Raw genomic sequence first — 12,317 nt, forward strand, 5'->3', positions numbered from 1 at the left:
TGCCTGTTTCAGCGCGTCGCGGGGGCGGGTTCCAGGGTCGCGAGGAGGTCGGCGAGGCCGCCGGGGGCCCGCCCGCGCAGGCGGGCCGCGGTGTGGACGGGGTGGCGGTCGGTACGGGCCAGCCGATGGCCGCTCGCGGCCAGCCGCCGCACCAGATCGCGGTCCTCGCCGGTGGGCAGCGCGGCGAAGCCGCCCGCGCGCCGGTAGGCCGGGGCGGACAGGCCCATGTTGGCGCCGTGGACGTGCGGGTGCTCCCACGTCGCGGCCATGCCGGCCCGGGGCCTGGAGCGGAAGTAGTCGGCGTCGTGCCGCGCCACGACAAGGGTGCCGGACGGGTTCGGGGCCAGCCGGATGGTGCCGAGGACGGCGTCGTAGCCGCGCCGGGCCCACGCGACCTGGTCGGTGAGCCAGCACTCGGGCACGGTGGTGTCGGCGTCCGTCATCGCCAGCCACACGTCGGGACCGGCGTCCGCGAGCAGTTCAAGGGCGACATCGGTGCCGATCGCCCGTGCGGCTCCGACGTTGTGCCGGTCGATCTCCACGACCTCGGCCTCCTCTGCGGCCAGGGCGGCGGTGGCGTCCTTGCAGGCGTCCGCCACCACCACGATCAGCACGGGCAGCGGCGCCGCCCGTGCCGCCGCTCTGTGCAGGCTGCGCAGGCAGGCCGTTATGCGGTGCTCCTCGTTGTGCGCGGGGACCACCACGGCCAGGGCCCGGGGGGTCACGCAAGCCCTTCCGCGCGGGCCGGCGAGAGCGCCGGGGCCGTGTCCGGGCGGTGTTCGTGGACGGTGAGGGTGAAGTCGGGGTCGTCGTAGCGGGCCAGCGGGCTCAGGCCCGTCAGGGTGTCGAGGCGGGAGGCGATGTCCCGGCCCGTACAGGTGTGTTCGGCGACGGGATGGTTCCAGTGGACCGTGACCAGGTGGCCGCCCGCGTGCAGGCTCCGCACGCTCCGGTCGAGCAGCCGGGCACGGGTGCCTTCGTCGAAGTAGTAGAGGAGTTCCGAAAGGACCACGAGGTCGAAGGACTCCTGCGGCCACTGCTCGGGCACGGTCATCCGGCGCACGTCGACGTGGTCGAGGCCCGCGGTACGCCCGGCGGTCGTCCCGACGGCCGAGGCGGCGCGGTCGGTGGAGAGCAGGCGGTCGCACCGGGCGGCGAGGAGTTCGGTCAGGACGCCCACCGAACAGCCCGGTTCGAACGCCCGCGCGTAGCGGGGGCGGGGCAGGGCCGCGACGGTCAGGTCGTACTTGCGGCGGTCGTACCAGCGCTCGCCCAGGTGCCAGGGGTCGGCGGCGCGGGCGTACTGGGCGTCGAAGTAGGCGGCGGGCGTGTTCATCGCAGCACCGTCTCGAAGGCGCGGGTGTGGTGGGCGATCTCCTGCGCGGGCAGCACCGGGGCGCCGCCGGGCCCGCGCGGCTCCAGCTGGCTGACGAAACGCGCCACGGCCGCCTGCTTCCGTTCGAGCACCTCGTCGCTGAGCGGCAGGACGCCGGAGCGGTGCCACGGGACGCGCAGGTCGTGGGGGCGGGCCCAGTGCCACATCCACACCGGGTACGACCACAGCGGCAGCGAGCTGCGGCGGCAGGCGCGCCCCGCGGCCCGTCCCGCGGCCTCGTGGTCGCTGTGCAGATCGCCCTCCCAGGGCGCCACGCACACCGCCGCCCCGACCCGGCCGAGGAGTTCCCCGATCACATCGGTGGCGTCGTCCTCGTACGCGTCGAGTGCTGTATCGGGCAGGGCGGCGAAGACAGGGTCGGGCAGCGGCCCGAGCTCGCCCAGGGCGGCGGCCAGCTCCGCGCGGCGCCGGGCCGCCAGCTCCGACTGCGCGGACGCGGACGCGGGGCCGTGGGACGCCTCCCCGTCGGTGAGGCACACCGTGTGCACCTCGGTGCCCGCGTCGAGCAGCGCCGCGATGGTGCCGCCGAAGCCCAGGACCTCGTCGTCGGGGTGGGCCGCCACCACCACGACAGGACCGGCCGGAACGGCCAGGTGCGGAAGGCGTTCGGACAGCGCCGCCTCCTGCCACTCGGCCTCGTCGGTCCCCTGGCCGTCGATGGCCGCGGCGGCGGCCCGCCTCGTGAGGGAACGGCCTGCGGTCCGCGCCGCGCTCATCGGTCCGCTCCCGCGGCCTCCACGGTGGCCAGGCGGCCCAGCGCCGCGAGATCCGCCTCGGCGTGGTGCTGGCGTACGTAGACCGTCAGGTCCGCCACCGCGCGGGCGTGCGGTTCGTCGTGGCACAACGGCCCCGCTCCGGTGGCGCGCCCCACGCGGTCGAGGATCTCCGTGCAGGCCTGCGCGACGAATGCCCGCACCCGCAGGCCCCGTATCCGTGCTTGCGCCCGCTCGTCCAGAGGGTCGGCGTCGATGTTTTCGCCCGCCTGCCGTACCAGGGTGTCCGCGGTGTGCAGCAGCAGGTCGACGGCGCCCAGGTGCGTCGCCGCGTGGTCGTTCAGCCGTCCGGCGGCGGCCCGCTCGTACAGCGGCGCGGCCACCGCGTGGGCGCCGCCGAGCCAGCAGGCGGCGACGCCGGCCCCGCCGTGCTCGAAGCCGGGCCGGTCCAGGTAGGCGTCCGCCTCGCCGACGGCGCGCGCGGGGACGTCGGTGAAGGACACGTCGAGGCTGTCGCTGCCGGCCATGCCGATCGCGGGCCACGTGCCCGGCACCGGCGCCACGCCGGGCTCCGCGAGCGACACGGCGAAGAGCCGGTAGCCGTCGTCCGCGTCCGCGCTCACCAGGGCGTGCGTGCAGGCGCGGGCGCCCGAGCAGTACGGCTTGAGGCCGCTGAGCGTCCAGCCCTGCCGCGTCCGGGTCGCGCGCACGCCGGGACCCGGCGGACGCGCCGCCCATACGCCCCACCGCTCCCCCGCTCCCGGTGAGGACCCGGCCAACTCGTCGAGGATGGCGACCGCGTCCAGATGCCCCTCGGCGAGCCGTGCCAGGGACAGGTCGCGCCGTCCCAGGGCGGTGAGGGCGGCGAACCGGCGGGCCGTCCCCCGGCCGGGCAGCGGCACACCGGCCGCCTCCTGCTCGACGAAGCGGGCGAACAGGTCCGCGGTGCACCGCTCCGGGTTGTCGAGCGGCTGAACGGGGGCGGACAGCTCGGGGGGCGTGGTGATCACGCGGGCCTCCTGTACATCCTCGGCGACGTCGTCCCGCCTCTCGTAACCGGAGGATGGGGCTCAAAACCGACGTATACGGAGGTGACGGGCCGGGAGAACAGCATCCACCGGCGTAGGGGCCGCCGCCACTTCGGACACCGGCCCGCCGTGCGGCCGGGGCCGGCACGCCGCACCCTTGAGACATGGCACCGGCCCCGATAGTCGTCCACCGGCCGTCCCCTTCGGGCGGCCGACGGGTGACGGTGCGCGGGCAGATCCTCGGCCTCGCGCACTGCGACCGCGACGTCGTGGAGTTCCTGCGCCGTGCCGGGCTGCCGGACGCGGAGGAACTGCTCGACGACCGTACGTGGGTGACGTGGCGGGGCGGACGCGCCCACCACTACGAGGCGGCGTAGGAGCCTGTCTTCGAGCGCGTGCGGTGCGCGAGGCGGGCCGTGCGCGTGGCGATGTCGACGGTGTACGCCTCGATCGTCATCGCCCGCTCGGACACCTTGAGCACCATGAAGCCGTGCTCCGAGAAGTTCTGCCAGGCCGAGGGGTGGTCGAAGTGGGCCTTGCCGTCGCCGGACTTGGCGGCGGCGCCGCAGACGACCTGCCGGGTGCCGCCGGTGCGCGGGGTGGGCTCCAGGATCTGCAGCGTGTGGTCGTGGCCGGACAGGATCAGGTCGGCGCGCCCGCACACCACCTCCTCGTACAGCTCCTTGAGGTGGATGCCGCTGGTGTAGTGGCCGATGACGAAACCGTCGTACGAACCCGCGCTGCCGTGCTGCCCGTTGTTCAGGTAGGGGTGGTGGCCGAGCACGACCTTCCAGCGGGCCCGTGAGGCCGTGAGCGCGCCCTCCAGCCAGCCGCGCTGCTCGCGCATGTAGGGGCCGTTCCACCAGTAGTGCGGGTCGGGTTGGGCGACGTACGACGAGACGGGATTGGTGTCGAGGGCGAAGAACTCCACCAGCGGGTCGCCGTCGGTGCCCGGCGCGGCGGGCAGGGCGACGTTGTAGTAGCGGCTCGGCATGTACCAGCGGGGGGAATGCGCGGCGTAGGCGACCTCGCGGTCGCCGCGTGCGGGGGACCCGCCGCTGCCCGGGATCAGTCCGGAGCAGTCGTGATTGCCGAGGACCATCAACCACGGGATGTCCAGACCGGAGTTGGGGTCCTCGAACTTGGTGCGGAACTCCGAGTCGTCGGCCGACTCGGGGCCGTTCTCGTAGATGTTGTCGCCGAGGCCGACCGCGAGAGCGACACCTTCGGCGCGGCACACCTCGCGGGCCGCCGCGGCCACCGCGTGCTGGGCCTCCTCGCCGGTACCGGCGTCGCCGGTGAGGAGCACGGCGTACTCCCCTGACCGGTTCGGGGCGGTCGGCAGGGGGAACTTGCCGGTGCGGGCGGCGGGCGCGGCGGTGGCCGGTGTCCCGCCCGGCAGGACCGCCAGGGCCGCCGCTCCCGCGACCACGCCGCCGAGCACGGTCCGCCGCCGCGGTGCCCGCATCTGACGGATCCGCTCCCCCACCGGGCCTTCGGCCAGCGCCGGATCGGCCCGCAGCCACTGGTCCTCCGTCAGATCCGCGCGCGGCGGTATCAGCTCGTCATCGCACATGGAGGGTTTTCTCTCACGGGCGCGCGTGCCGATGGTGGGGAACCGATGAACTCCTGGTGGACGAATGGACACGGCTCGCCCTGCGGCAGGGCCGACGGGCCTTCAGGCCGCCTCCACGACCTCCGGCGCGTCCGACGGCTCCGTCGGTTCCGTCGGTTCCGTCCCCTTGGCGAACTGTGTCCGGTACAGCTCCGCGTACCGTCCGTCCAGGGCGAGGAGTTCCTCGTGCGTGCCGCGTTCCACGATCCGGCCAGCCTCGACGACGAGGATCTGGTCGGCGGAGCGGACCGTGGAGAGCCGGTGGGCGATGACCACGGCGGTACGGCCCTCCAGCGCCTCGCCCAGGGCCTCCTGGACCGCGGCTTCGGAGGTGTTGTCGAGGTGGGCCGTCGCCTCGTCGAGGATGACGACCCGCTGCCCGGCGAGGAGCAGCCGCGCGATGGTCATCCGCTGCCGTTCGCCGCCGGAGAGGCGGTAGCCGCGCTCGCCGACCACGGTGTCGAGGCCGTCGGGCAGGGAGCGTACGAGGTCTTCAAGGCGGGCTCGGCGCAGTACGTCCCACAGGTCGTCCTCGCTCGCGTCCGGCCGGGCGAGGAGCAGGTTGGCGCGGACGGACTCGTGGAAGAGGTGGCCGTCCTGGGTGACCATTCCGAGGGTGGCCCGCATGGACTCGGCGGACAGGTCGCGTACGTCGACGCCCCCGATGCGGACGGCTCCCTCGTCGGTGTCGTACAGCCGGGGCAGCAGTTGCGCGATGGTCGACTTGCCCGCTCCGGAGGACCCGACGAGCGCGACGGTCTGGCCGGGGTCGGCGCGGAAGGAGATGCCGTGCAGGACCTCGTCGCCGCCCCGGGTGTCGAGCGTGGCGACCTCTTCGAGGGAGGCGAGGGAGACCTTGTCGGCGGACGGGTAGCCGAAGCGGACGTTGTCGAACTCGACGGCGACGGGCCCATCGGGCACCGGCACCGGCTCCTCCTTCTCCTCGATGAGCGGCTTCAGGTCGAGCACCTCGAAGACCCGCTCGAAACTGACGAGCGCGCTCATGACCTCGACCCGCGCGCCGGCCAGCGAGGTCAGCGGCGCGTACAGCCGGGTGAGCAGCAGCGCCAGCGAGACGACGGCTCCCGCCTTCAGCGAGCCTTCGAGGGCGAAGTACCCGCCGAGGCCGTACACGAGGGCGAGCGCGAGGGCGGAGACCAGGGTGAGCGCGGTGATGAACGCCGACTGCGCCATGGCGGTGCGTACGCCGATGTCCCGCACCCGCTGGGCGCGCTCGGCGAACTCCGCGGATTCGGCACCGGGCCTGCCGAAGAGCTTGATGAGGGTGGCGCCGGGCGCCGAGAATCGCTCGGTCATCCGCGTTCCCATGGCGGCGTTGTGGTGGGCGGCCTCGCGCTGGAGGCGGGCCATGCGGGTGCCCATCCGGCGTGCGGGCACGACGAAGACCGGCAGCAGCACCAGCGCGAGCAGTGTGATCTGCCAGGAGAGCGTCATCATGACGACGAGGGTCAGCAGCAGCGTCACGATGTTCCCGACGACGCCGGACAGCGTGTTGCTGAACGCGCGCTGCGCGCCGACGACGTCGTTGTTGAGCCGGCTGACCAGCGCGCCGGTGCGGGTGCGGGTGAAGAAGGCGACGGGCATGCGCTGTACGTGGTCGAAGACGGCGGTCCGCAGATCGAGGATGAGGCTTTCGCCGAGGTTCGCCGACAGCCAGCGGCTCAGCATCCCCAGGCCGGCCTCGGCCACGGCGATGCCCGCGATGAGCAGGGCGTAGCGGACGACGACGGAGGAGTCGTCGCCCGACACGATGGCGGTGACGACGTATCCGGCGAGGACCGGCGTCGCCACGGCGAGCAGTGCGGTGACGATGCTGAGCAGGACGAACTGCCAGATGCGTCGGCGGTGGGGCCGTGCGAAGACGCCGATGCGGCGAAGCGTGGCACGGGCGAAGGGGCGGCGGTCCTGCTGGGCATGCATGACGCTGTACATCTGCGTCCATGCCGTTGTTTCCATGCTCATGCGGAGAACGTTATGACCTCAACTAAACTTGAGGTCAAGCCTTGTTCGCCTTTTTCACCCTGCGCCTGCCCCGCCGCGGGGCGCCGTGGTGCACGGCTCTCAGCGGCAGAGGGCCGTTTCCACGACGTCGTCGACGCGCTGCCTGGCCGCCGCGTCGTCGAGCTGGACGCTCACGGCGATGTTGGCGGCGCGGCCGTCCTCGGTGGCCCCGCCCCGGGTCTCGTAGCCGGGGAAGCTGCCGCCGTGGCCCCAGTAGAGGCCCTCGTGGCGGCCGTCGCACACGAGCGGTTTGCTCACGAGGCCCAGCCCGTAGCGGGCGCCGGGGCCGAAGGTGACGTCGGCGGGGACGGTGTGGGCGCGCATCTGGGCGAGCTGGGCCGGCCGCAGGAGGCGGCCGTCCAGGAGCGCGGAGTAGAACCGGTTGAGGTCGGAGTTGGTGGAGATCAGCTGGCCTGCCGCCCAGCCCCAGGAGGGGTCCATCTCCGTGACGTCGAGCAGGGGCGCGCCGGCCGCGTCCCGGTAGTAGCCGTGCGGGTGGGGCTCCCGGATGGTCGCGTCACCGGGGGCGGGGAAGTAGGTGTGGCGCAGCCCGGCGCGCTTGATGACGCGCTCGTCGATCTCCTGGGCGAGGGGGTGGCCGGTGACCTTCTCGACGATCAGTCCCGCCAGTACGTAGTTCGTGTTGCTGTACTTCCAGCCCTTCCCGGGGGCGAAGTCGGCCTTGTGCCGCAGCGCCATGTCCAGGAGTTCGCGGGGTTCGTAGTGCCGGACGTCGTCGTCGAGGTCGCTGGTGTAGTTGGGGAGTCCGCTCGTGTGCTGCAGGAGCTGGCGGACGGTGATGTGCCGGCCGTCGATACCGTCGCCCCGGACGACGCCCGGCAGGTAGGTGTCGACGTTGACTGGCGCGTCGAGGCCGATCTTCCCTTCGCCGACCAGTTGCAGCACCACCACCGCGGTGAACACTTTGGTGTTGCTGCCGATCCGCACCTGGCCGTCCCTGGGCACCTTCGCGCCGGTGGCGATGTCGCCGACCCCGGCGGTGTACGTACGGGTGCGGCCGTGGCGGTCCTCGACGCTGCCGAGGGCGGCCGGCGGCCCGTCGGGGCCGACCAGCGCGTTCAGGCCCTGCCGCACGGGGTCCGGCCTGCCGGTGGCGGATGCCTCGGGCGGCGGCGCCAGGGCACTCAGCGCCACGACGCCGACGGCCACCGCCGCCGCGGCCGACGCGGCCGCGCGCCGGCCGCCCTGCGGTCGCTCGGAAGAACGGAACTTCTGCCATGCCTGCGCACGCACGTGCCAACTCCTGGGGATCGTCGGGAGGTATCGACGGAGATCGGGGATCAACGCCGGGACCAGCATGTGCGCAGACGATCTCCCGGACGATCCCGCTACCCGCCCTCCCTCAGGTAGGGCTATCCCCCCTGCGTCCGGCGCGCGGCTAGCCCAGTTCAAGTGAGGTGACGCCGAAGACCCGTTCCTGCGCGTAGGCCCTGACGGGGCCGGTGTACATCCGGGCCGTGTCGAACGTGGGCTTCATGCCGCGTGCCTCGGCGAGCGCCACCGCGTCCCTGTTGGTCTCTGGCACGTCCATCGCGACGAGGTCGCCGTCCGCCTCGGCGGCCAGCGCGCCCAGGAGCGCCTCGGCGTCGGCCCGGGTGTCGGCGAAGAGCGGCCCGACGCGTCGGGCGTCGCGGCCGGGCCGGAGCACGCCGTACCCGGTCAGCCTGCCGTCGACGATGCGGGCGAGCGACCGGTGCCCCGGGGCGGTGAGCCAGGATTCGAGGAAGCGCCGCCGGTCCGCGGGCAGACACGCGTTGTCGTACGCCATGAGCGCCCGCAGGCCCGCCGCCTCGACCGGGCGCACATGTCGGTCGGGCACGTCGGCCGCGGGCAGCGGGCCGACGTAGCGCACCGTCCCGTGGCTGTGCTCGAAGCCGGAGCGGCGGTAGTTGTCCTGCTGGGCGGGGACGCCGTCCAGGCCCACGGTCCGGCCCCCGGCGTGGGCGAGGCCCGCCCGCCAGATGGCGAGGCCGAGGCCCCGGCCCCGCTGGTCGGGGCGGACGAGGTAGAAGCCGAGAAAGGCGTAGGTCTCCCCGTAGTTGACGACGGAGACCGCGGAGACCGGTTCGCCGTCGAGGCGTCCGAGGAAGAACCCGTCGGGGTCCTGGGCGAAGAACGAGGGGGCGTCGCCGAGGCCGGGGTTCCAGCCCTCGTCCGCCGCCCACTCCGTCACCACTCGCCAGTCGTCGAGCGTCGCCCGTGAGACCGCGAGCCGCCCTGGAGCCGAATCCGTCATCGCCGCACCCTTCTCGATCCGTCACGGTGCGCCGTGGGAACCGCACCGGGTGCATCCTGCCCGACCCGGTGTCAGCCGATGCCCGCCACATGCCGTTCCCGTGCGGCGCCGAACCCGGCCACGACCTGCGGCACGAGCAGGACGAGCAGGAGGACGAGCGGCACGGTCCAGCTGTGCGAGACGTCGTGGACGGCGCCGAGCAGGGTCGGCCCGGTGGCGGCGAGGATGTAGCCGAAGCACTGGGCCATGCTGGACAGCTGGGCCGCGTGCCGGGCGTCGGGGGCCCGCTGCACGATGAACAGCAGCGCCAGGCTGATCGCCGCGCCCTGGCCGAGGCCGAGCAGCGTCATCCACAGGTAGGCGCCGCCGACCGGCGCGATGAGCAGGCCGCCGAAGCCGAGCGCGCAGAGCACCGCCCCGAGCGCGGCCAGGGCCCCCGGCCGCAGCCGCCGCCCGACGATCACCGGGGCGAGGAAGGAGCCCGCGATGCCGAGCAGCGAGGAGAAGGAGAGCATCCAGCCGGCGTCCCCCGCGGCCATCCCCGCGTCCTGGAACACCGTCGGCAGCCACGCCGCCGCCGCGTAGTAGTTGAGGGACTGCAGGCCCATGTACGCGGTGACCTGCCAGGCCAGCGGGGAGCGCCACAGGCCGCGTACGGGATGCGCGGCCTGTCGGGCCGCCGCCGCGTCCACCCGCGTACGCGACCGGATCTGCGGCAGCCACACGAGCAGGGCGACCACCGCGAGCGCGCCCCAACACGCCAGTGTGGTCCGCCAGTTCATGCCGCTGGACTGCTGTACGGGCAGGGTGACACCGGCCGCGAGCGCGGCGCCGCCGAACAGCGACATCGAGTACAGGCCCGTCATCAGGCCCGCCTTCGCGGGGAAGTCGCGCTTGATCAGGCCGGGCAGCAGGACGTTGGCGACGGCTATGCCCGCGCCGATGACGATCGTGCCCGCGAAGAGGGCGACGACCGAGTCGAGCAGGCGCAGGGCCGTGCCCGCGCAGATCAGCGCCATGGTGCCGAGCAGCGACCGCTCCATGCCGAAGCGGCGGCCGAGCCGCGGCGCGACGGGCGCGAGCAGGCCGAAGCAGAGCAGCGGGAGGGCGGTGAGGAGGCTGGTCGCGGCGGCCGACATGCCGCTGTCGTCGCGGATGGTGTCGGCGAGCGGGGAGACGGCGACGAGGGCGGGCCGCAGGTTGAGGGCGAGGAGCACGACGCCGAGGGCGAGGTAGAGCGCGCGGCGTCCGGGGGGCGGGGTGGAGGAGGCCGGGGGCGCCGGAGCGGCGGTGGTGCCGCTGCGCACGGCAGCCTCGCCACCGGACGCCGTTACCGCTGTCTCACTCATGCGCTGCCGCTCCCGGTCCTCGTCCCGTTTCCGGTTCATGTGCGGCCCCCGCTTCGTGCCTGTCGTCGTCGGATCCGTCCAGCGGCTGCGCGCGCAGTGCGGCCATGCCCTCCGCGAGATGGGCGAGCACCGCCGCCTCCGCGGCCTCGGCGTCGCGTGCCTCGATGGCGTCGACGATCGCCGTGTGCGCTTCGAACTGGTGGCGTACCGAGTCGGGGACGGGCGCGCCGATGACGGACTGCACCGTGGAGCGCAGCGCGTCGCTGAGGTGTGCGTACAGCTCGGCGAGTACGCCGTTGTGCGCGGCCTCCGCGACGGTGCGGTGGAAGGCCATGTCCGCGTCGACGAACGCGGCCGTGTTCCCGCTCCTCCACGCCAGGTCGCGCTCGGCGAGAGCGGCCCGCAGGGTCGCGAGGTCCTCGTCCGTGCGGCGCTCCGCCGCGTACCGGGCGGCGTCCCGCTCCAGAGAGGCACGGACCTCGTACGCCTCGAGGACGCCCGCCCTGCGCAGCCGGCGCTGCACGGCGGCCCCGAAGTCGCTGCTTGCCCTGACGTAGGTGCCGTCGCCCTGGCGGGGTTCGAGCATGCCGGTGTGCACGAGCGCGCGGACCGCCTCCCGCACGGTGTTGCGGCCGACGGAGAGCTGCTCCACGAGCAGCGGCTCGGCCGGGATCTTCTCGCCGACCTTCCACTCGCCGTCGGCGATGAGGCTCTCCATCTGGGCGATGACGAGTTCCACGAGGTTGGTCCTTGCGGCACTGCGCAACGGCATGGATCGGCACCTTCTCTCTTGAGGACGCCACACATGGGAACATCCCATGTATGTAAGCCATGGGAACATCCCATGTTTCTGCTGTCAAAACGATCAGTCACGTGCGGGCAGCATCAGATTTTACCTTCGCCATCTGGTCTAGACCTTGACAGGTTCAGACCATTTCGCTTGAGTCGCGGCACCCCCATGGCGGCGCGGGCCCCGCGAACCGCCCCGCCCGTAAGGAGAGTTGGCATGATCAGACGCATCACCGGCTTCGCGTCCGCGCTCGCCGCACTCGGCGCCATGCTCGTCCTCGGCCCGGCCGCCGCCCCGGCGTCCGCAGCCGAGTGCGCCGCGCCGTGGAGCTCCTCGTCCGTCTACACCGGCGGCAAGCCGGCCTCGTACGGCGGGCACAACTGGACCGCCAAGTGGTGGACGCAGAACGAGACGCCGGGCCGCTCCGACGTCTGGGCGGACCAGGGCACGTGCGGCGGCGGAACGGGCCCGGGCACCCCCGACCCCTCCGGCTTCGTCGTCAGCGAGGCCCAGTTCAACCAGATGTTCCCGAACCGGAATTCGTTCTACACGTACAAGGGCCTGACGGACGCGCTCAAGTCCTACCCGGGCTTCGCCACCACCGGCAGCGACACGGTCAAGCGCCAGGAGGCGGCGGCGTTCCTCGCCAACGTCAGCCATGAGACGGGCGGCCTGGTGTACGTGGTCGAGCAGAACCAGAGCAACTACCCGCATTATTGCGACAAGACGCAGCCGTACGGGTGCCCGGCCGGGCAGGCCGCCTACTACGGCCGCGGCCCGATCCAGCTCAGCTGGAACTTCAACTACAAGGCCGCGGGCGACGCGCTCGGCATCGACCTGCTCAACCATCCCTACCTGGTGGAGCAGAATCCGGCCGTCGCCTGGCAGACCGGCCTCTGGTACTGGAACACCCAGAAGGGCCCCGGCACCATGACACCGCACAACGCCATGGTCAACGGCGCGGGCTTCGGCGAGACCATCCGCGCCATTAACGGCACCCTGGAGTGCAACGGCGGCAACCCCGCCCAGGTCCAGAGCCGCATCGACCGCTACAAGGCCTTCACCCAGATCCTGGGCACCACACCGGGCTCGAATCTGAGCTGCTGACATCGCCCCGCCGGGGCGGGCCCGGCATCCGGGCCCGCCC

At 73.0% G+C, this 12,317-nt stretch carries 12 protein-coding genes; 2 read left to right on the top strand and 10 right to left on the bottom strand.

All coding sequences use genetic code 11. The annotated features are described in order from the left end of the window. Window positions 1-8: 8 nt before the first annotated feature. The 4 genes from AC07DI_RS09380 to AC07DI_RS09395 are packed head-to-tail and all read right to left on the bottom strand — an operon-like array spanning window position 9 to window position 3,116. Window positions 9-725 carry a glycosyltransferase family 2 protein gene (locus AC07DI_RS09380; protein ID WP_478903318.1) on the bottom strand — a complete coding sequence of 239 codons (717 nt, stop codon included), beginning with the start codon at window positions 723-725 and terminating at the stop codon, window positions 9-11. After that, on the bottom strand, window positions 722-1,336 hold the full coding sequence (locus AC07DI_RS09385) for an SAM-dependent methyltransferase (protein ID WP_478903320.1): 615 nt from the start codon (window positions 1,334-1,336) through the stop codon (window positions 722-724). The genes AC07DI_RS09380 and AC07DI_RS09385 overlap by 4 nt, the downstream gene beginning before the upstream one ends. Further along, on the bottom strand, window positions 1,333-2,112 hold the full coding sequence (locus tag AC07DI_RS09390; protein ID WP_478903322.1) for a PIG-L deacetylase family protein: 780 nt from the start codon (window positions 2,110-2,112) through the stop codon (window positions 1,333-1,335). Before AC07DI_RS09390 ends, AC07DI_RS09385 begins: the two co-directional genes overlap by 4 nt. Then, a complete protein-coding gene (locus tag AC07DI_RS09395; RefSeq protein WP_478903459.1) occupies window positions 2,109-3,116 on the bottom strand; it encodes an acyl-CoA dehydrogenase in 1,008 nt (335 codons plus the stop codon). The genes AC07DI_RS09390 and AC07DI_RS09395 overlap by 4 nt, the downstream gene beginning before the upstream one ends. 185 nt (window positions 3,117-3,301) lie before the next feature. Between AC07DI_RS09395 and AC07DI_RS09400 the strand changes: the two genes are divergently transcribed. Further along, complete coding sequence (locus AC07DI_RS09400; protein ID WP_384247136.1) at window positions 3,302-3,514, top strand: hypothetical protein; 213 nt, start codon at window positions 3,302-3,304, stop codon at window positions 3,512-3,514. Here the strand turns inward: AC07DI_RS09400 and AC07DI_RS09405 are convergent. From AC07DI_RS09405 to AC07DI_RS09430, 6 genes are all read right to left on the bottom strand, one after another. Next, on the bottom strand, window positions 3,499-4,713 hold the full coding sequence (locus AC07DI_RS09405; protein WP_478903324.1) for a metallophosphoesterase: 1,215 nt from the start codon (window positions 4,711-4,713) through the stop codon (window positions 3,499-3,501). The genes AC07DI_RS09400 and AC07DI_RS09405 overlap by 16 nt on opposite strands. Before the next feature lie 102 nt (window positions 4,714-4,815). After that, window positions 4,816-6,735: an ABC transporter ATP-binding protein gene (locus AC07DI_RS09410; protein WP_478903326.1), complete on the bottom strand. Its 1,920-nt coding sequence runs from the start codon at window positions 6,733-6,735 to the stop codon at window positions 4,816-4,818. Between the two features lie 99 nt (window positions 6,736-6,834). Beyond that, window positions 6,835-8,028, bottom strand: coding sequence for a serine hydrolase domain-containing protein (locus tag AC07DI_RS09415; RefSeq protein ID WP_478903328.1), 1,194 nt, complete (start codon window positions 8,026-8,028; stop codon window positions 6,835-6,837). A 145-nt stretch (window positions 8,029-8,173) separates the two neighbouring features. Beyond that, window positions 8,174-9,031, bottom strand: coding sequence for a GNAT family N-acetyltransferase (locus AC07DI_RS09420; RefSeq protein ID WP_478903330.1), 858 nt, complete (start codon window positions 9,029-9,031; stop codon window positions 8,174-8,176). A 71-nt stretch (window positions 9,032-9,102) separates the two neighbouring features. Next, complete coding sequence (locus AC07DI_RS09425; protein ID WP_478903332.1) at window positions 9,103-10,380, bottom strand: CynX/NimT family MFS transporter; 1,278 nt, start codon at window positions 10,378-10,380, stop codon at window positions 9,103-9,105. Next, entirely contained in the window at window positions 10,373-11,152 is a 780-nt protein-coding gene (locus AC07DI_RS09430; RefSeq protein WP_478903334.1) for a FadR/GntR family transcriptional regulator, read from the bottom strand. The genes AC07DI_RS09425 and AC07DI_RS09430 overlap by 8 nt, the downstream gene beginning before the upstream one ends. Window positions 11,153-11,386: 234 nt before the next feature. Here AC07DI_RS09430 and AC07DI_RS09435 point away from each other — a divergent pair, with 234 nt between their 5' ends. Beyond that, entirely contained in the window at window positions 11,387-12,277 is an 891-nt protein-coding gene (locus tag AC07DI_RS09435) for a glycoside hydrolase family 19 protein (protein WP_478903336.1), read from the top strand. The last annotated feature ends 40 nt before the right edge of the window (window positions 12,278-12,317 follow it).

It is taken from the genome of Streptomyces sp. NPDC044106 (genome assembly GCF_056433985.1).